19 protein-coding genes and 3 pseudogenes are annotated in these 20,661 nt (G+C 45.2%); all 22 read right to left on the bottom strand.

All coding sequences use genetic code 11. The features are described from left to right. Positions 1-258: 258 nt before the first annotated feature. Complete coding sequence (locus GRF55_RS03840) at positions 259-882, bottom strand: GNAT family N-acetyltransferase (RefSeq protein WP_220369222.1); 624 nt, start codon at positions 880-882, stop codon at positions 259-261. 44 nt (positions 883-926) lie between these two features. Then, positions 927-2,003, bottom strand: a complete 1,077-nt coding sequence (locus tag GRF55_RS03835) for a hypothetical protein (RefSeq protein ID WP_220369221.1) — start codon at positions 2,001-2,003, stop codon at positions 927-929. Beyond that, positions 2,000-3,217, bottom strand: coding sequence for an acetyl-CoA carboxylase biotin carboxylase subunit family protein (locus GRF55_RS03830; protein WP_220369220.1), 1,218 nt, complete (start codon positions 3,215-3,217; stop codon positions 2,000-2,002). The genes GRF55_RS03835 and GRF55_RS03830 overlap by 4 nt, the downstream gene beginning before the upstream one ends. 13 nt (positions 3,218-3,230) lie before the next feature. Continuing rightward, on the bottom strand, positions 3,231-3,695 hold the full coding sequence (locus tag GRF55_RS03825) for a hypothetical protein (RefSeq protein ID WP_220369219.1): 465 nt from the start codon (positions 3,693-3,695) through the stop codon (positions 3,231-3,233). A 202-nt stretch (positions 3,696-3,897) separates the two neighbouring features. Beyond that, positions 3,898-4,278, bottom strand: a complete 381-nt coding sequence (locus tag GRF55_RS03820) for a GxxExxY protein (RefSeq protein WP_220369218.1) — start codon at positions 4,276-4,278, stop codon at positions 3,898-3,900. 393 nt (positions 4,279-4,671) lie between these two features. Then, a pseudogene (locus GRF55_RS03815) lies at positions 4,672-5,277 on the bottom strand (DegT/DnrJ/EryC1/StrS family aminotransferase); the annotation flags it as partial. A 54-nt stretch (positions 5,278-5,331) separates the two neighbouring features. Further along, positions 5,332-5,679, bottom strand: a pseudogene (locus GRF55_RS11680) (endonuclease domain-containing protein); the annotation flags it as partial. Between the two features lie 42 nt (positions 5,680-5,721). After that, positions 5,722-6,219 (bottom strand): annotated as a pseudogene (locus GRF55_RS03810) (DegT/DnrJ/EryC1/StrS family aminotransferase); the annotation flags it as partial. A gap of 44 nt (positions 6,220-6,263) precedes the next feature. Then, the gene (locus GRF55_RS03805; RefSeq protein ID WP_255563855.1) at positions 6,264-6,923 is read right to left on the bottom strand and encodes a DUF1919 domain-containing protein; all 660 of its coding nucleotides are present in this window, start codon (positions 6,921-6,923) and stop codon (positions 6,264-6,266) included. Positions 6,924-7,007: 84 nt separating this feature from the next. After that, a complete protein-coding gene (locus GRF55_RS03800; RefSeq protein ID WP_220369216.1) occupies positions 7,008-8,312 on the bottom strand; it encodes a nucleotide sugar dehydrogenase in 1,305 nt (434 codons plus the stop codon). A gap of 831 nt (positions 8,313-9,143) precedes the next feature. Then, positions 9,144-10,115 carry a F0F1 ATP synthase subunit gamma gene (locus GRF55_RS03795; protein WP_220369215.1) on the bottom strand — a complete coding sequence of 324 codons (972 nt, stop codon included), beginning with the start codon at positions 10,113-10,115 and terminating at the stop codon, positions 9,144-9,146. A gap of 3 nt (positions 10,116-10,118) precedes the next feature. Continuing rightward, the gene (atpA, locus tag GRF55_RS03790) at positions 10,119-11,705 is read right to left on the bottom strand and encodes a F0F1 ATP synthase subunit alpha (RefSeq protein WP_220369214.1); all 1,587 of its coding nucleotides are present in this window, start codon (positions 11,703-11,705) and stop codon (positions 10,119-10,121) included. Positions 11,706-11,716: 11 nt separating this feature from the next. After that, the gene (locus tag GRF55_RS03785; RefSeq protein WP_220369213.1) at positions 11,717-12,253 is read right to left on the bottom strand and encodes a F0F1 ATP synthase subunit delta; all 537 of its coding nucleotides are present in this window, start codon (positions 12,251-12,253) and stop codon (positions 11,717-11,719) included. 6 nt (positions 12,254-12,259) lie between these two features. Next, positions 12,260-12,784 carry a F0F1 ATP synthase subunit B gene (gene atpF, locus GRF55_RS03780; RefSeq protein ID WP_220369212.1) on the bottom strand — a complete coding sequence of 175 codons (525 nt, stop codon included), beginning with the start codon at positions 12,782-12,784 and terminating at the stop codon, positions 12,260-12,262. Between the two features lie 21 nt (positions 12,785-12,805). After that, complete coding sequence (gene atpE, locus GRF55_RS03775) at positions 12,806-13,057, bottom strand: ATP synthase F0 subunit C (RefSeq protein ID WP_220369211.1); 252 nt, start codon at positions 13,055-13,057, stop codon at positions 12,806-12,808. A 50-nt stretch (positions 13,058-13,107) separates the two neighbouring features. Further along, positions 13,108-14,184, bottom strand: coding sequence for a F0F1 ATP synthase subunit A (gene atpB / locus GRF55_RS03770; protein ID WP_220369210.1), 1,077 nt, complete (start codon positions 14,182-14,184; stop codon positions 13,108-13,110). After that, a complete protein-coding gene (locus GRF55_RS03765) occupies positions 14,181-14,582 on the bottom strand; it encodes a hypothetical protein (protein ID WP_220369209.1) in 402 nt (133 codons plus the stop codon). Before GRF55_RS03765 ends, atpB begins: the two co-directional genes overlap by 4 nt. Positions 14,583-14,612: 30 nt before the next feature. After that, positions 14,613-14,873, bottom strand: a complete 261-nt coding sequence (locus GRF55_RS03760; RefSeq protein ID WP_220369208.1) for a F0F1 ATP synthase subunit epsilon — start codon at positions 14,871-14,873, stop codon at positions 14,613-14,615. 40 nt (positions 14,874-14,913) lie between these two features. Then, a complete protein-coding gene (gene atpD, locus GRF55_RS03755) occupies positions 14,914-16,440 on the bottom strand; it encodes a F0F1 ATP synthase subunit beta (RefSeq protein WP_220369207.1) in 1,527 nt (508 codons plus the stop codon). Between the two features lie 177 nt (positions 16,441-16,617). Beyond that, positions 16,618-18,009, bottom strand: coding sequence for an SLC13 family permease (locus tag GRF55_RS03750; RefSeq protein WP_220369206.1), 1,392 nt, complete (start codon positions 18,007-18,009; stop codon positions 16,618-16,620). 151 nt (positions 18,010-18,160) lie between these two features. Beyond that, complete coding sequence (locus GRF55_RS03745; RefSeq protein WP_220369205.1) at positions 18,161-19,141, bottom strand: glycosyltransferase family 2 protein; 981 nt, start codon at positions 19,139-19,141, stop codon at positions 18,161-18,163. Then, positions 19,134-20,630, bottom strand: a complete 1,497-nt coding sequence (locus GRF55_RS03740) for an oligosaccharide flippase family protein (RefSeq protein ID WP_220369204.1) — start codon at positions 20,628-20,630, stop codon at positions 19,134-19,136. Before GRF55_RS03740 ends, GRF55_RS03745 begins: the two co-directional genes overlap by 8 nt. Positions 20,631-20,661 lie beyond the last annotated feature (31 nt).

The following is a 20,661-nucleotide window of genomic DNA, read 5'->3' as shown; positions in this document are numbered from 1 at the left end:
GATTCTGCAAAAATATTCTTATGGCTAATTCCTCGTATCATTACATGATAAATACCGAAATCTGATAAACGTCTGGACTGCTGAAACATCTTTATATTATTTATAACCTGTTCTTAGTGAGACATGCCCCAATCCCTCTATTCTTTAGTTTCAACTCGCCAATGTCAATATTATCAAACTAAACTATAAATTACAAATGCATCTAAAGTTTTCATTAAAAAGTCATTAATAAAAAGAAATTAAATGATAAAGAATTTATCAATTAGAATTAAGTTTTTCTTGTTTACGCAACCTCATTACTATTTTGGCAATTTTTAAAGTAAGATCTGAGTAATCACCATTTTTCAAATGTTCGAAGTACTCATCTCTCAGTATTGAATAATGACAGATATCATGATACTTCCCATTCTTGAATATTGCTTGCCTTTCAATACCTTCAAGAGTCCAATAGCCTGCTTCCATAACAGCTCTTGACAAAACATGTTCACGAAGACAAGATCCTGATATGCGATTCATATTAAGCTCATTAATGATATATTGAAAAGCCAAATCACCTGCTTCTCTGTAAGCTGCGCCATCCCTATATTGTCTATCGCCTATTACTTCACCGCTACAATGACATTTACGGTTCAGAAAGTCTATATTAGAAATAGAATACCAGCCTATCATTTCATCTGTTTCATTTAGACAAATTGCTAAATATATATTTTCCTGATTATTCGTTGTTTTTGATTGTACCCACCGACGTTCTATGTCCTTTGACACCAACCGTAAAGGTCCACAAGTTGATTTCATTAGATTGAAATCACTATGCCACAGATAAGTTTTTTCATAATCCTCCGGTTCAAACAATCTCAGATAAACAATTTTTCCTTTCAACATAATTATTAATTTTTGCCCTTATATTCTTTACCCAAAAGGGGATATCATCTATTATAAAAATCAACTAACAATTTAAGAATCCTTTTCATATCCGCCACATTATATCGCTGGTCACAAGGAATGGCAAGGAGATGCTCATATATATATATTACTTCATCATTGATTAAAATATTTTCATCTTCCACTGGCCAAATAACAGGAGCATAGATTGCGTCTTTAATCAACTCGGATTGCAATGCGTTTCTATCTTGTACATAAATAGTAAAATACAAAGGAGCTGTAGTTAGGTTGTCAAGACTGCTACACACTTTTGTTATTTTATCGTTATCATGTATATGCTCAAATAAAAACTGAAAGTTTTCTTTACGTACTTGCTGATTTCTTATTTTGTCCTCTTTTTGTAAAAGATTATATGCAACTTGCGACATTTTATGGGGACGAATATTGTTTTCTGCAACATTATCAGCAGATTTACTTAAACGAATGGAAATATCTTTTGTTCGCAACTCTCCATTCCCAAAATACTGACCGCGCAAATACATTGCTGCAAGTTCTCTTTCCACAAATTCTACATTTTCCTGCTCTGGTTGGATAATATTATTAGCCACCTCTGTTTTTATCAGAAAACCACCATCAGGAATTGGGAACCACTTTCTATAACTACCAACAACATAATCGGCAAAAGAAGTATCCTGCTCAGAAAAAATGCACTGCGTTAAATCTAAGACCACCTTTACTCCATTGTTGTGTATAGTTCCAAATGCCAACCGTTCTTCAGGATTTAAATCCATCCCGAAATATGGGTGTGCCACAACCAGAGATGGATGATAACTATCAACTAACTGCAACAAATGGCTAACATCAACTCGAAGAGATGTGTGTATTGAGTAATATTGACACTTCCACCCAGCCTCTTCAAAAGGTGTTATAACAGTTTGACACGTATAAGCAGGTATCAACACACATTTATTAGTGTCAGCAAGAGACAATGCTATGTCATGCAGAGCCTCACGACAAAGAGAATAATATATACGCCCCTCTGCAAATGAAGCACATTTATCTTCAGCTGAAGAAATCTGCTGGTCATTTAATGGAAAGATGCTACCTATCTCTTTTTTCATTTCACGACAACCTCAAGCCATTCACGCTGATGCGTGATGGCATATTCTAACTCTTTTGCTGTATTGAATTTCAAAACCAACGTGCCAATGGCGTTGTTTGCACCTTCAAAAGATTCAACTTTATCTCCTTGCCTTACCCAGAGGTCTTGTTCTATAATATCTACAGGCAATTTATCATCTATCTCAATTCGGTCAAAACGACCATTTTTGTCAGCATGAAGAATGATTTCAGCCCAATGACCTTTATATGGCTTCTGCTCAACAGGTTCTAATATAGAGTCGCCAACTACTGCACGAGTAATGGCTGTAATCATGTCAACCCCAGTAGCATAGTGCAGCATTTCGCACAAACGATTACCACCTCCACGTGGGGTCAGCTCCATGATGTAGGGTTGACCATTTACACCTATACGAGTTTCAACATTATAAACTGCTGTTTTTAAATTTAACAAAGTTATCAACCTTTGAATTTCTAATGTCAAATACTCTTCTTCCTTCCTTGTAAAAGTGGAAGGCCAAGAATATGCAGCTGGAGTAAACGGGTTACTTGCATTGTCATCAAACCGTTGAGCATTGAAACTTACAAATGTTAATTTTCCATCTATTGAAAAACAATCTGTATCAGACGAACAGCCTTTTTTCTCAATGAATTCTTCAACAATAACATGTTTCGACATAGAATGTGCAAAAGCATAGTCTAAAGCGACAGACAATTGATTCTCGGAATCAACTTTTGTAACTCCTTTTGAACCTGCCGAGTCTGTAGGCTTCACGATAACAGGAAAATCATACCACGACAAATCACTCAATGCTTCTTGCTTGGATGAGAATCCCTTAGCTTTAGGCACATTGAAACCATGCTCGGTCAGAAAAGCACGGAACTTATCCTTATTTTGAAGAATCTCAACTGACTCGAAAGGACCAAAAGAGGGAAGTCCTATTTGATTTTGCACGTAAGATGCACTAACAACACCAGGATCAACTCCAAAAGACATAATCCCGTCAATTTGCTTTTCTTGTGCTACCTTTAGTACTGCATCCTTATCAATAATGCTCACATTGACATACTCGTCACTATACTTGTGAGCAATATTGTCTGGTAGGTAATCTGCAGTGATAACATAATATCCCTGCTCGTGTGCCGCTTTGATAACTGGCAACAAGTAACGTATACCACCAAGAAGCATTAACTTCTTTTGTCTTGTTGTCAACATGTTTTTTTGCATCTTATTTCATATCTCCCGACCACCCGTGACCGAGATCCCAGTGCTCGTCATATACATACTCAAAATAAGGAAGGGAGAATTCTTGTTCGATAAGAGTGGTCAGTTCTGCTTGAATCGGTTCTGCCCACTTGCCGACAAGGACAATAAACTTATTAATATTCCATGCCACACGTCCTCGTGGAATCTGAGTGTAATCTCCTTTGAATTTTGTATCCTCCTTCATGGCTTGGGCGCGGAAATATTCTTTTGCCCAGACTTGACGGTGAAGGTGAGGATAGTTGATAAAAGGAAGTCCTTTCTCTGCTGCCTCTTCCACCATCTTGGGGGTTAGCTCCGATTTCCTAACACCAAAAAAAGAATGGTCAGTGGGGGCATACCAAAAAATTCCTATGCAAGGCATCGACTCGTCAAAAGCCTTCATACTCTGCATTTGGGCTTGATGTTCTTTTTTTGATAATTCTGTCATAATGACCTTATTCGTAAATTATTGGTGTTCCGAAAGTATCGAAATACCCAGAAATAAAAGTTTTAGTCATGTCCAACTTTTTAGGGTATTTTAGATACCTAAATTTATCTTTTATCCCGAAAATGCCCTAAAACATCGAAATGCCCGAAAATAAAGGTTTTCGCTACTTTTCGTTTTTTAGGGTGTTTTCGGAAACCATTTTTTATTTTAAATTTGTATTAAGTACCCTAACTGGTTCCATGTACAGCTCGTTAAAGTTGCACAAAATTCCGAGTTCATAGCCCGTTATCGTAAGATAATTACGAACCTGAGCCTTGTGAACATCTGTAAGTTCGCTCACAGCCTTTATCTCCACTATTATTTTGTCATAGCATATAAAGTCTGCAATGTATTGTGCATCGAGTTTTTGATTCCTATAGTAAACGTCAAACCGTTTTTCCCTTTCAAAGGGAATATTTCGGTATTTTAGTTCTATTGCAAGTGCCTCTTGATATACTTTTTCTAACAACCCTACACCAAGACGTTTGTGTACTTCATATAGTGCTCCGCTAATCTTGTACGACTCGTCCTTATATACGAGCATTTTTAATTTGTTGTTTTAATTCCGAAAGTTTCCTAAAATGTCGAAATACACGAAATATAAGTTTTCGCTACTTTTCGTTTTTTAGGCATGTTCGGAATCCATAAATTATCTTTATTCCGAAAGCATTCGAAAACATCGAAATGCCCGAAAATTGTAGTTTTCGTCGTGTTCGGCTTTTTAGGGTGTTTTCGGAATGTTGAATTATCTTTTATCCAGAAAGTTTCCTAAAATGTCGAAATACCCAGAAATAAAGGTTTTAACTACTTTTCGGTTTTTCGTGCTTTTTCGGAAACTACTCTTTTTGTATCCCGAAAGTATTCGAAAACATCGAAATGCCCGAAAATTGTAGTTTTCGTCGTGTTCGGCTTTTTAGGGTATGTTCGGAATATAAAATTATCTCGCTATGAGTTTTATTATTCTATCTACCTCATCCTCACTCAGCGCATGGTGCATCGGCAGGCAGATGACTTCCCGTGCCATTTCGTTGGCTACGGGCAGATTTTCTTTCGTCGCACTGGGCAAACCACGATAAGTGGAGAAATCGCTGATGAGTGGATAGAAATAACGACGGGCGAAAATGCCTTGTTCTTTTAGTTTGAAGTAAAGCTCGTCGCGTGTCATGCCGAAAGTCTTCTGATGAACAAAAATAGGGAAATAGCTGTAGTTGTGTTTTACTCCTGGCAGGTCATTCCAATATTCTATGCCATCTACATCTTTCAATGCCTCACGATATCTGATAGCCACCTGATGACGTGCTTCTATCGCATCATCCACTTGTTTCAGGTTTAACAAACCGTATGCTGCGCGCATTTCGTCCATCTTGCTATTGATACCCGGACCTACTACTTCCGTTTCTCCAGCAAACCCAAAATTCTTTAAGTAATCAATGCGCTGTTTCGTTTTCTCGTCATGCATGACCATTGCACCGCCTTCGATTGTGTTATAGACTTTGGTAGCATGGAAACTCAAAGTTGACATGTCGCCAAATGATAAAACAGAGACACGACCAGCCCCCCTATCCCCCCTAAAGGGTGGGTCTTGAAGGGCAGTGCGGATTTGCCCTAAAGTATTGTCAAGGTGATGAAGTACTTGCTCGTTAGAGAAACGAATAACACTATAACCCTCTTCATTCAAATACTCAGTGCGAATAAGATCATCCTCGCTGACTGGAGGCAGGCTGTGATGACGCCCGTCTAGTTCAATAACAAGGCGCTTGTCGAGACAAACAAAATCGGCGATGTATTGGCCTATGATATGCTGACGGCGGAACTTAACCCCATCAAGTCCTTTGCCACTAAGCACGTTCCACAAAAGGGCTTCAGCCTCTGTTGGATGATTGCGATTTTCCTGTGCATATTCCTTCAATTTACCATAGTAAACAGGGTCTGCTGAATGCAACACCCTGCCAGTATTCGCCCCCTTTAGGGGGGATAGGGGGGCTGGTACTTCCACCCCAAAAGCATGTGCTGCGTCGTAAATGACTTTCAGTCCGTATTTATCGGCAATCTCTTGAATAGCTTTTACATTGCAGGGCTTGCCATAAACGTGTACTGGCATGATAGCTGTGGTCTTAGGCGTGATGGCTGCCTCAATCTTATTGGGGTCCATACAACCTGTTTCCCACTCTATATCCACAAAAACCGGTTTAATGCCATTCCACCACAGAGCATGGGTTGTTGCCACGAAACTATAAGGTGTCGTGATAACTTCGCCAGAAATTCGCAGTGCCTGCAAAGCAGTCAACAACGGCAACGTCCCATTGGTAAAAAGGCTGACGTATGGCACTTTTAAATATTCTGCCAGTGCCTGCTCCAACATCTGGTGGTAATGCCCATTGTTGGTAATCCACTTCCTATCCCAAATATCCTTGAGAAGTTCACGGAACTCATCAAGATTGGGAAGCAATGGTGATGTGACTGTCAAAGTTTTATTATCTTGCATTTGTTTTATGAGCATTGTCTATTTTCACAAATAATTGTTAGCCATCAGCTTTTATCATAATTATCATTAAACCACTTTACAAAATCAAAATCATCATAATAGCGACGTCCAAAAAACTGTCCTTTGACATAGTCTGACACTACAAGACAATGGCCATATTCTTCAAACCCCCGTATGTAATATGCACATTTAATGTCTGGATATGGTTTGTGTGTCAATATCACTTTATTTCTATAAGGCAATGCATCAAACTCACGCATCAATTCTATTGTGCAATCATCTTTTTCTGTGAGAATATAGAACATGTTCTTTTGTACCATTCTTTTTTTTCCTATTCGCCAAAATGATTGAGCTTGCTTTTCTGATTTATAATGAGCAAAACAATACTTTATATCATTTATCTTTGCGATTGGACACTTATAAATTGGATCTGTGACAAATTCCAATGGTTCATTCATATAATAGTCGAAGTTCTTCAGTAGTTTTACAAAATCAAGTGTCCCCATTCCACCATTCAAAAAGGGAGTATTAAAATCAACGTCCAAATCATTACACAACAATCCAGCCATACAGTTATCTGTTATAATCGTAAATGTTTTATTCTTTAATTTCCTGCGCTTTCGTTTCCACCGCAATTTGCGAAACCGAGTATTAATGGCTAAAAACCATTTACTATTTGGATTATTCCAGAAAAACTTTATCATGATTGAAATGCTATTCAAATAATTGATACTCTGACCTTGAAGTTCGATTGTCTTCAAACACACCCATGGTGCTTATTTCTTTCCTCAATCCCTCCGAAACAAATCTCTTGTATAGACTTTGTTCTGCACGTCGTCAAGGCGGGTGTCATAACGGTTGGCGATGATGGCATCGCTCTGCTGCTTGAATTGCTGCAGGTCGTTAACTATAAGGCTTCCGAAGAAGGTGGTTCCGTCTTCGAGTGTCGGCTCGTAGATGATGACTTTCGAGCCTTTCGCCTTAATGCGCTTCATCACACCCTGTATGCTGCTCTGGCGGAAATTGTCGGAGTTGGACTTCATCGTGAGTCGGAATACGCCAATGGTTACTTCTTTCTCCGTATTGCTGTCGTAGTGGTTTTCTGAACTGTAGCTGTAATAGCCGGCTTTCTTCAACACCTGGTCGGCAATGAAGTCCTTACGGGTGCGATTGCTCTCGACGATGGCGGTCATCATCTGCTGAGGAACGTCGGCATAGTTGGCGAGCAACTGCTTGGTGTCTTTCGGCAGACAGTAGCCTCCGTAACCGAACGACGGGTTGTTGTAATGGGTCCCGATGCGCGGATCAAGCCCTACACCTTCGATAATTGCCTGTGCATCAAGCCCTTTCACTTCGGCATAGGTATCCAGTTCATTGAAATAGCTAACACGCAATGCAAGATAGGTGTTGGCAAAGAGTTTCACGGCTTCCGCCTCTTTCATCCCCATATAGAGAACGGGGATGTCTTCCTTGATGGCACCTTGCTGCAATAGCTTCGCAAATGTTTCTGCAGCCATACGCAGTTTCTCCACATCGGTCACTTTCCGAATGGCTTCGTTCTCCTCCGGGAATTGCGGAATCAGTTTGGGGTAACCCACAATAATCCGCGAGGGATAGAGGTTGTCGTACAGCGCTTTGCTTTCCCGCAGAAACTCGGGTGAGAACAACAGGTTGAACTGTTTCACGCCCTTTGCTGCATACTTCATATACAGCGAGCGGCAATAACCCACGGGGATGGTGCTCTTGATGACCATCACCGCATCGGGATTGACCGACAGCACCAGGTCGATAACGTCTTCGATGTGATGCGTATCGAAGAAATTTTTCACCGGGTCGTAGTTAGTCGGTGCCGCAATGACCACAAAGTCTGCATCGCGATAAGCGGCAGCACCGTCCAGCGTAGCCGTCAGATGCAATTCCTTCTCTGCCAAATACTGCTCAATGTAGTCGTCCTGAATCGGCGAACGGCGGCGGTTGATCATCTCCACCTTCTCGGGAACGACATCAACAGCCGTCACGCTATTGTGTTGCGACAACAGCGTTGCGATAGACATGCCCACATAGCCTGTTCCTGCTACAGCAATCTTCGTCATAAAAATCTCAAAAAACAAAATACCGATTCAAACAAACTCCGAGACATCCGGGCACACACTCTCCCCTTTCCCCCATTTCAAAAAAGTGCAGAAATGAGAGTTGAAGACAACATGTCCAAGCCTTTCCAATGCCTCCGCCTTTGAGACGTACGGATAAGGAGAATATCAGCATTTAAAGGGGATAAACCATACACCCCTTCGTGCTTCCCTCATCTTAACTAACGCTCGCAGATTTATTTAAATCGACTGTTACTATATATAGTTTTCCACACGCCTGACGCATGTGCTGAATTCGGATGCAAAAATACAAATTTTATTTGTATCTCACAACTTTTTAAACATTTTGTCTGCCTGCCTGAAATAAAAAAACATGAAAATAAGAACCGACATCAGCCGCAAGCGTTTGATGTATCGGCATTTATCCCGCTTAAAACTTTTTAAGAAAGATGTTTTTCCGAACACTCAGAAAAGGGACGTTTTCCGGCAAATTGCCGTTGTATTTTTATGCAGTACAACTATCGCTTTCCGAAAGTTGAACTTTTAGCCTCCAAAAGTTCAACTTTTAGAGTGCGAAAGTTCAACTTTTAGGAGCCAAAAGTTGAACTTTTGAAAAGCACCCCTTAAACTATTGGATATCAACAGTTTAAGCACACGAATAAATATTCACTCACTGCATAAAAATACAACTCCACTTTCTCCTGTTCGTGAGTTGACTACCAGACTCCAGAACGTGCTCTCAAAAAGTTATCCACGACATAGACATCCACTGAAAAACAAGAGCCTGCCACGGGAGTATTCCCATGGCAGGCTCTTGTAGTATTAACAATATTGTCAGTTATTGACGGAACCGCCGACAATATCGAGCAGTTCGCTGGTGATTGCCTGCTGGCGGCTCTTGTTGTACTGCAAGTTCAGTTCGCGCAACAGTTCATCCGCATTATCGGTTGCCGTCTGCATTGCCACCATACGGGCGGCGTGCTCACTGGCATTGCTGTCAAGAAGCGCTGTGTAGAGCATCAGGTGCAACATCTTTGGAATCAGCTGATTAAGCACCGTTTCCATATCCGGCTCTACGATAAAATTATCGTTAAGCGGTTTGACATTCTCCTCTTTGTGCTCTGTCTTCCGTTCGCCACGTTTCCGCAGATACTCCTGTGACTGCAGGGTTGCGACAGTAGAAGTCAGGTCGCGCTCATGGTCACGCTTCAGTTCTTCCGTGATGTCGATGGGCAGGAAGGTCTTATGCGTGAGAATCTGCGAACCGGCAGACTTGAAGTGGTGATAAACCATCTCCACGCGGTCTATTTCATGGTCAACAAATTTCTTCCCGAGCTCTTTTGCCAGACTGATGCACTGCGGCACATTTGGCTTATCGGCAAGCGCTGTGAAGTCACCTCCCGACTGCAGTCCGAGCTTTGCCACTTTCTCCGCAACCTTCCGTCCGATGGGATAGATGACTATATTCTCTTTGCCGAGATGCTGATAGCCGTCTATCACCTGCTGCATCATCTTTAAGATATTGGCATTGAAGCCTCCGCAAAGGCTGCTGTTGGAAGCATAGACGACAAGCGCCACCCGCCGGACGACAGGGCGCTCCTCGTCGTATTTACTCTGTGCATGTGCCTCGGAAGCGAGGAATGTCTTCAGAATATGCTCAAGCATCTCCTCGTAGGGCAGCATGTTCTCTATCAGCTGCTGCGCATGATGGAGCTTGGAGGAAGCCACCATCTTCATGGCACTCGTAATCTTACGGGTGCTGTTGACGCTGGCTATGCGGTTTTTTATCTCTTTGAGTGACGGCATAGGTTATCCTTTATAAGATCCGGCAATATCTTCCATGACACGCTCGATGGTTGCAGTCGCCTCGTCCGTTAGCTGTCCGCTGCCGAGCAAGTCGAGCACATCCTGGTGATTAGAGCGCATTTTCTCAAGGAATGTGTCTTGGCACTCACGAACCTTTTCAACCGGAACGGCATGCATCAGCCCGTGCGTACCGCAATAAAGGATGGCAATCTGTTCTCCAACCGCCATCGGTGAATACTGTGGCTGAATGAGCAACTGATTGTTTTTGCGTCCGCGGTCGAGCGTCATGGCTGTCACGGCATCCATATCGCTGGAGAATTTGGAGAACGCCTCCAACTCACGATACTGCGCCTGGTCGATTTTCAAGGTTCCTGCCACTTTCTTCATGGACTTAATCTGTGCCGAACCACCTACACGGGATACGGAGATACCTACGTTGATGGCTGGACGGAAGCCCTGATTGAAGAGGTCGGACTCCAGATAAATCTGTCCGTCGGTGATTGAAATCACGTTGGTGGGGATGTATGCCGACACGTCGCCTGCCTGTGTCTCGATGATTGGGAGGGCTGTCAACGAACCGCCTCCACGCACATGTCCCTTCAGACTCTCGGGAAGGTCGTTCATCTGTTCTGCCACTTCCTGCTGCTCATTGATTTTCGCTGCACGTTCCAACAGACGACTATGCAGATAGAACACATCACCTGGATATGCTTCACGTCCAGAAGGACGACGAAGAATCAACGACACCTCACGGTATGCGACTGCCTGCTTCGACAGGTCGTCATACACCACCAAGGCAGCATGTCCGCGGTCACGGAAATATTCTCCGATGGCTGCACCGGCAAAAGGTGCATAATACTGCATGGCTGCAGGGTCTGCCGCTGTGGCTGAGACGATGATGGTATAAGGCAGTGCTCCGTGTTCTTTCAGATTCTGTACGAGCGCTGCAACGGTTGATGCTTTCTGACCGATGGCAACATAGATGCAATACACCGGTTTTCCTGCTTCATAGAAGCTCTTCTGGTTGATGATGGTATCGACTGCAATAGCCGTTTTTCCCGTCTGGCGGTCACCGATAATCAACTCGCGCTGTCCGCGCCCGATAGGAATCATCGAGTCAACGGCTTTCAGACCGGTCTGCAGTGGCTCTTTCACGGGCTGACGGTAGATTACACCAGGCGCCTTACGGTCGAGCGGCATTTCGAAAGAGTCGGTCAGGTCGATTTCGCCTTTTCCGTCGATAGCCTGTCCCAGCGGATTGATTACACGTCCGAGCATATTGTCGTTCACCCGAATAGAAGCGATGCGCTTCGTGCGCTTGACGATTTGTCCCTCCTTGATACCTGCTGTAGGTCCCAAGAGCACACAACCGACATTGTCTTCCTCGAGGTTCATCACGATTGCCATCGTTCCGTTCTCGAACTCAAGCAGCTCATTTGCCTCTGCATTGCGAAGACCGTATATGCGGGCAACACCGTCACTCACCTGAAGGACGGTTCCCACCTCATCAAACTTCTCTTTGTCTTTGATGCCTTGCAGTTGCTGAAGGAGCACTTCAGAGACTTCACTTGGTTTTATTTTGTCTGACATTTTTCTTTTATTTATTTCTTCAACTGTGTCAAGATAGAACGCAGCTTGCTTTGCACGCTGGCATCCATGCGATAAGTATCATACTCGAGGATGAACCCGCCGATAATGTCGGGATTCACCTCGGTTTGGAATTCAACAACACCTTTCGTATTCTGTTCCACCATCTGCCGCATTTTCTGCTCCACATCGGGACTGACGGCAGCTGCGGTAATCAATTTCCCGTTGGTGATGTTGCGCTGTTTCCGGTAAAGAGTGATATAGGAGTTTGCCATGAACTGCAAGGCATTTTCCCTGTCTTCGTCAAGCACAAGTCGGATAAACCGCTGCGTCTGCTCCGTCGGAGTTTTCCCACAGGCAGTCAGCAACAGTTTCTCTTTCTCTTCTTTCGGAAGCATAGGGTTGTCTATCGTAAACCGAAGTTCGGGTACTTGCAGGTAGCTCTGCGACAACGTCTGCATGTCAGCATATACTGCCTCTTCGAGACTTGCCTGGACACTGCTTTTCAGCAATGCCTTTGCATACCGCATCGATATTACACCTAAGTTCATATACGTTTACTCCATCTGGTTTTTCGAAGCCACCTCGTTCAACAGCCGGTCTATCAGTTCCATCTGCTGTGTCTCGGTGTCCAACTTCTCCCGCAGCACTTTTTCTGCTATCAGTACGGAGAGTTCTGCCACCTGACCGCGAATGTCACGAATAGCGTTCTGTTTTTCGGCTTCAATTTCTGCCTTAGCCTCACTCAACAACCGGGCACCCTCATCTTTTGCTTTCTCCTGTGCTTTCTGCACGATTGTGTCCCGCGTCTCGGCAGCCTCTTTCATTATCTGAGCCTGCTTCTCACGAGCTTCCTGGAGAATCGCCTCACCTTCTTGCTTGATGTTCTCCAATCTTTCCGAAGCCTCGTGTGCCTTGCGCAGACTTTCATCAATGAAATCCTTGCGCTCCTGCACCATCCCGGTAATCACTGGGAAACCGAACTTGGCAAGAAGGAAGAACACCACCAGAAATGCCACCAGCATCCAGAAGAAGAGTCCGAAGTCGGGGGTCAATATGGCGGGCAAATTTAATGACTCCATGAGCGAAGTTGATTTGTTGGTTTACAAAAATACGCAGAGTGCACAAACAACAACAGCGAAAAGGGCAACACCCTCGACAAACGCTGCGGTAAGAATCATGTTCGTACGGATTGTTCCGGCAGCCTCGGGCTGACGTGCAATAGCGTCCATAGCGTTTCCACCGATACGACCGATACCAAGACCGGCACCAATAGCTGCGATACCAGCGCCGATACCAGCGCCAAACTTTGCAAGACCTGCAGCAGCAGCTGCTTCTAATAATAATGATACCATAGTTTTAAATGTTTTAATTGTTATACTTTATTTCTTATTATATATTTTCTTTATTCATGATGCTCCGGATGAGCAAGACCGATGAACACGGCGCTCAACATCGTAAAGACATACGCCTGAATGAACGCCACCAGGAACTCCAGACAGTTCATAAAGAGCATCATCACGAAACTCATGATGGTAAGTCCGGAACCGAGGACAGCATTCATCTGCCAAGCGATGAATATGATGGCTGTGAACGAAAGGATAATGGCATGTCCTGCCATCATGTTGGCAAAAAGACGAACCATCAGGGCGAACGGCTTGGTGATAATACCGAACAGTTCGATAAACGGCATGATTGCCACGGGATATGCTTTCAAGAACATCGGCACATCGGGCCAGAAGATTTCCTTCCAATATTCTTTGTTTCCGAACAGGTTGATGGCAAGCATCGTACACAGTGCGAGGAAGAAGGTGACATTGATGTTACCCGTCACGTTTGCTCCACCCGGGAAGATGGGAAGGAGTCCCAGCAGGTTTGTCACAAAGATGAAGAAGAATGCGGTCAGCAGATAAGGAGCATAAGGACGATAGTGCTTTTCGCCAATGGAATCCTTGATTAAATCATCATGGATAGACATCACCAGCATCTCTATCATTCCCACGAAACCGCCCGGTGCTTCTTTCTTCGCATCATGCTTCTTATACCAACGTGCACACGACAGGAATACCGCCAACAGGATGAACACAACAATCCATATCTGCAGGACACTCTTCGTAATGCTCAGATCCCAAGGACGTTTGGTGGTTCCGTCCGGAAGAATCTCATATATCTTGCCATTCTTCTCTTCATTGATATAGAACCCCATATAATCGCGCCCCTCATGGGCTGCCTCTACGATACGGGAACTACTGAAAACATGCCATTTACCGGTAGCCTCACTCCTCACAATCACGGGGAGGGGGATACTGATATGCTTATGATTGAACGTCGTGATGTGCCATTCATAAGCATCTGCCATGTGTCCCAACACGATTTCCTTCACGTCCACTCCCTTTTCTTCTGCAGCGCGCAGATTCGCCTGGTCGCAGACAAACAACGAGAGGAACAGCAGGAAATATCTCAATGTTTTCATTTGCTTCATATCTTTTTTGATTTCTTCTCTACGCTGACGAAATATACCGTATCGTAGATGAGAATGATGAAATAATAGATGAGGAAAATGATGATAAAGAAACGAATTGATGCTTTGTCGTCTGCAAGAAAACAAAACAGCAAGACCGTGATGGCACCTGCCAATATACGCAGTCCTGAAGCCGACATATAGAGTGTCGGAAGACTTTCCGGAGAGCTCACGGCTATCCGTTTCCAAAGCAAGCCATACACCAGACAACAGACTAATTGGAACACAACGGTAACCACCAGTGGCACAATCATCACCTCCCTGTCTCCACATAATTGTATATAGAGAAGGGACAACAAGAACATCGCTGCGATGAGCAGGATACTCTGTTTGATGTATTTATGCGCAACTGCTGTCATGTCTCTCTTCAAACGATTCAACTCCGTTTCTTATTCACTCAGTTCCTCTTTTAATTCCACACAAAGACTCACCTGGTTTTTCTTCACTTCGACAAAACCTCCGGCAACTCCTATCGAATGCCTTCCGTCTGCATCCGTATAGATGACATCGCCTTTTGTCAGCAAAGAGATGATTGCGGCATGCCCTGTCAGAATCTCAAACTGCCCCATGACACCGGGAACGAAAACGTTCTCGACTTCGCCTTGGAACTCGACCCTGCGCGGAGAAACTATCTTTAGATTCAAACTCATACTCTATCAGTAATTTACGTGAAACCGCTGAGTCTATTCTTTAACCTTTGGCAGCTTCCATCAGGCGCTTGCCTTTCGCTATGGCATCTTCGATTGTTCCGACATTGAGGAATGCCTGCTCTGGCAGATCATCTACCTCGCCATCGAGAATCATGTTGAAGCCCTTGATGGTGTCTTCGATGCTAACCATCACGCCCGGCACACCCGTAAACTGTTCTGCTACGGAGAACGGCTGAGAGAGGAAACGCTGCACGCGACGTGCACGGTTCACCGTCAGTTTGTCCTCATCAGACAACTCGTCCATACCAAGGATGGCAATGATGTCTTGCAACTCCTTGTAGCGCTGCAATATCTGCTTCACGCGCTGAGCGCAGTCATAATGTTCTTTTCCGACAATCAGCGGGTCGAGAATACGCGATGTACTTCCCAGCGGATCCACTGCCGGATAGATTCCAAGCTCGGTAATTTTTCGGCTCAACTCTGTGGTTGCGTCGAGGTGTGTAAACGTTGTGGCTGGTGCCGGGTCGGTCAAGTCGTCAGCCGGCACATATACTGCCTGAACGGAAGTAATAGACCCCTTCTTGGTTGAAGTGATTCGCTCCTGCATCGCACCCATCTCCGATGCCAATGTGGGCTGATAACCTACAGCTGAAGGCATACGTCCGAGAAGTGCTGACACCTCTGAACCTGCCTGAGTGAAACGGAAGATATTGTCGATGAAGAACAGGATATCTGCTGCTTCTCCGTCCTTGCCTCCATTGTCACGGAATTCCTCCGCAACGGTCAGTCCCGACAACGCCACGGACGCACGTGCTCCCGGCGGCTCGTTCATCTGACCATAGACCAATGTTGCCTGTGACTTTTTCAGTTCCTCCGGGTCAACGAGTGAGAGGTCCCATTTGCCCTCTTCCATCGCTTTCTGGAACTTTTCTCCATAACGAACGACACCACTCTCAATCATTTCGCGGATGAGGTCGTTTCCTTCACGGGTACGCTCTCCTACTCCTGCAAATACTGAATAGCCGTTGTGTCCTTTTGCGATGTTGTTAATCAGCTCCATAATCAAGACGGTCTTACCTACACCGGCACCACCGAAGAGTCCGATCTTTCCACCTTTCATGTAAGGTTCCAGAAGGTCAATCACCTTGATACCTGTAGCCAGCATCTCCTTGCGTGTAGAGAGCTCTTCAAACGTAGGAGCAGGACGATGGATAGGATATGCTCCCTCCATATCGAGTTCTTTCATACCATCGATTGGCTGACCTATCACGTTCAGCATTCGACCTTTAATCTGGTCGCCGGCAGGCATTCTGATTGGTGACCCCATCGGAATGACTTCAAGGTTTCGCTGCAATCCGTCGGTATTGTCCATAGCTACGCAGCGTACTGTATCTTCACCGATATGCTGCTGCACTTCGACAATCAGTTCACGCCCGTCAGAACGCACAACTTTCAGAGCATCATGAATTTTAGGCAACACCTTTTCCGCATCAAGACCCTTCGTATCAAAATAAACATCGATAACCGGTCCGATGACTTGGGATATACGCCCATTGATTTGTGACATAAGATTTATATTTTATTAGATTTATATTTTCAACAAGAATCCAACTAAGGACGTGCAAAATTACGAATTTAATATTTCTGGTGCAAATATTATCAATAATTTGTTCAGAATATATCCTAAAAAACCTTGTTTTTCTTCTTTTTTTCGAGAACATGCGTTAATTTTCCCAGGTGGGAATCATGAAAATGCCCACAAAACGACAAGTCCTGCCACGGCTCCCAACAACACTTTCCACCCGACATGCCGCAAATACCATCCTACGTGTATTCGCTCCATCTTCATCAGTGCCAGTCCGCTCATCGAACCGATGCATAGCACATTACCGCCTACGGCAGTCGCATAGGCAATGACCTTCCAATAGATTCCATTCTCCATGAACGAGCTGTTATAAGCGTCTGCCACGCCATGTACCCCCGGAATCCATACATCGTGGAACGAGAAGAAACTCATGGCAGAGGCAAAACTGTCCAACACACTACTGAATGCTCCTGCAATGACTCCCATAATCCAGACATCATGGATGTGTTCGTCACACAGATGCGACAACCAGCGAATGGCTCCAGTCTCCTGAACGACACCAATGGCAAGCATCAATCCCATCACAAACAACATCATCTGAATAACACCATATTGCAGGACGCGGGGAATGCGTCGTTGTGTCATCTTATCGACATCGTTCAACTTGCGGTTGAATATCTCATTAACAATCCACAACACCGACAGTACGCACAACGCCCCGAGGAACGGGCTCAGTTTGGTGATGCTGTGGAAAGTAGGAATGAACCACAGTCCGCCGATGCCGACAAGGAGCATCAGCAGGCGCTGCCACAGATTCAGGTTGGTATCATCGCCCCGGTAGGGCATGACCATGCTTTCGATATCCAGACGCGAAGGCAACATTCTGCCTAACAGATAGGTGGGCAACGCCCATGCTATCAAACATGGTGCCAGCAGGGAGAAAGAGAAGTTCGATGCCGTAACTGCCCCGATGTTCCACAACACCAGTCCCGACGTGTCGCCTATCACCGTCAGTGCACCGCCGGTATTGGCTGCAAGGACGACCGCCGAACCGTAAATCATGCGTTGACGACGATTGGAGACCATGCTACGCATCATCGTCAGCATCATCACCGTGGTCGTGAGGTTGTCCAGATTGGCAGAAATAATGAAAGTGAATGCCGACAGCATCCACAGGAAGCGCTGACTGCTTCGTGTACGCATCCATCTGGCAAGAAAATCGAAGCAGCCGTTATTGTTGAGTATCTCCACTATTGTCATGGTTGACAAGAGGAACAGCACGACTTCTGCCGCGCGCCCCACATATTTCAGGAAGATATTTTCTGCGATATAATGTTTGACAGCCGAACTGGTTGCCACCGCACCGTTAAGCCAGTTTACATATTCATCGCCGTGCTGGCTCATCACGAAGTCTGTTCCCCAACAGATATAGAGCACCCACCCCACCGTTCCGGCAAAGATGGCAACGGCAGCCTTGTTCATTTTTGTCACCGTTTCCGTGGCAATGAGCAGAAAACTTATCAGTAGTATTGCAACAATCAGTAGCGTCATAACAAGAGCACGATGTATTCTGATTGCAAATTTAAATATTTTTTTCGAAAAACAAATCGATTACGGGACAGAAAATCATTTCTTTCCGTTATTTTCTTTGTTTGAGGGCATGAGACGCTTTCTTTCTCCGATGCCTATCATTGCCTTTCCTTCACTTGCCTTTTATCAGTTTCCGCAGCGTGAAGTATGTTTCTTCCTGCAGCCGGAAGAGCCGCCAGGAGAAATGCAGGGGCATGTATCCGAATTTGTAGCGGTTGCGCCATTTCAGTGCCGACGGGTCAATGGTATTCCACACCCTTTTCATCTCGCTGAGTCCGTATTGGCATTCGTCTTGCGACAACCTGTGGCGGTTCTGAAAATAGAACATATATGTGTCTATCAAATTCAGCCATCGCACGTTCTCATACATCTTGACCCACTTGTAAAATACGCCTCTGTTAACCAATTCCCCCATCATGCTCTCATTGGCACGCAGATAGTCGAAGCGCCGCACGCTGACTTGATGCGTGACCGACTCCGCATGTTGCCTGTAATAGTAAATCCCCTTACACTGTCTCACCTCTCGTGAATGCAGAAAATGGATGCGTGTGGTGTTGTCGTCGCTGTATGAATGTGCTGTTTCGTCGTAAGGAAATTCCTGATACAATTGAGTCCGCGCCATGTAAATGCCATGAATCTCCCATGTCAGACTTTTCTCAAACGCCTCCTCTCCCGAAAGCCATTCAAACGCAGGCATCGGATAGGTTTCCTCTGTCTCCCCACTGACCATTTGCGCCTGAAAAAGCACGCAGTCGGTCTCGGGATTCTCATCAAACGTATCCACTGCCTGCTGCAACGCATCGGGCGAGAACCAGTCGTCGCTGTCGAGGAAACAGACATATTCTCCCTTCGCCACTTGCAGCCCTCGATTTCGTGCCCGCGCCTGTCCAACGTTCTCCGGCAGTGCTATTACCTCCACCCTATTATCTCGCGAGGCATATTCATCTAATATGTCCCGCGAGCTGTCCGTAGAAGCATCGTCCACACAAATTATCTGTATTTCGCGAAGATGCTGTTCAAGCAGCGAGTCCAAACACTTTCGAAGGTACTTCTCTGCGTTATAAACCGCCACAAGTATTGAGACCTTAGCCATGTCTGAATTTGTCTTTTATTTTGTTCAACAACGCCTCCCATAAGCGGGATTTGCTGCGCAACACATAAAAACTAATCAAGAGACTCCCTGCCGACAAGAGCCCTCCTATCCCCCAATATATCCAGCCTTCAAAGTTGGACACGCAGAGGGATGCCAAGATGCCGAACGGCAGCTGCATCAACAGATAGCGACAGGCAGCCTTCGATATCACATATTTATATTTATAACGCGCGTAAAGCATGATGCCTATCACGTCCAGCACGCCCGTCAGCACAATCGCCCAGCCGACGCCCGTCAGTCCCCAGTGACGATAACCGACAATTACCGAAACGACCAACAGGATATCATAAAACGCTTCTATGAAAAAGTATGACCACGAATCGCCTTTCGCCAATGGAATATAGGCAATCGGAAGCTCGACGGCACGCATATACATGGCGAGCAATGCCGCCTGCATCATCCCGATGGTGGGCAGGAATTTGCTGCTATACAACAAGGGAACCAGTATCGGCAAACCGAAGATGAAGATGACCAGCATCGGAGCGATAATCAGCAGCGATACTTCAATCTGGCGATTCACCATCAGGTTCAAAGCGTCCCTGTCGCCACCCACTGCTGACAGGCGCGGAAAATAGTCCGACTCCAACGAAGCGAACACCACGCCAGCATAAGTCATGGTCAGCATCAGTCCCGCATTATAGTAGCCCACGTCGGCAAGTCCGCCTTCCGTATTGAGGAACGTGCGAATCAGAAATTCCGCGCCACTGCCTAAAATTCCTGCCGAAACAAACGCAATACCCAGCCTGACCATCCCCACACCGTCGCCCAAGCGGAACGCATGTCCTTTCAATCGCAACGGATAAAAGTTGTAGGAATAGGCTATCGTCAGACACATCTGAACCAACGCACCGATGACCAGCGACGGCACGATACCCGCCTGTCCCCAATAATAATAGACGGGGACGGTAATCAATGTCAGCAGAATCACGTTATAGATGGAAATCTTTGCCAGCGTTTTCAGCCTTCTGATTCCTTTCAGTATCGCCAGTTCGCCACCAGTGATGGCTGTCAGAGCGATAACCGGCGAAAGCAGGAAGAAATGCAGCGTATGGTCGCCCCATGTGAACGTCCACATGTTGAGCAACGGGCTCAACGCCATACACACGAACATGCCGAGCAACGCTGTCAGCAGACTCCATGAGCGTATCACCTGAACGGCAGAGCACACCTGCTCCTCATCTCCCCTGCCATACGCCTCCGACACTTGCCGGACCGCACTCATGGAGATGCCCAGATTTGTTGAGTCTGAAATCAGCTTGATGGTTGAGTTGAAGAGCGAGATAAGTCCCATTCCCGCCGGACCAAGAATCATCGCAACCAATTTGTTACGAACAAGCCCCACAAGGATGTTTAATCCCTGCACGCCACCGAACAGTCCCGTATATTTCACAATATGGGAATATCCGTCTGAGCCCTCTGGTTTCTTCATTCTTCTTTATAACGGAATGCGTGGGGATTTA

The sequence above is a fragment of the Prevotella sp. Rep29 genome (assembly GCF_019551475.1).
Lineage (GTDB): Bacteria > Bacteroidota > Bacteroidia > Bacteroidales > Bacteroidaceae > Prevotella.
The sequence above is the reverse complement of the archived record's forward strand: the minus strand, read 5'-3'. Positions and strand labels throughout refer to the sequence as shown.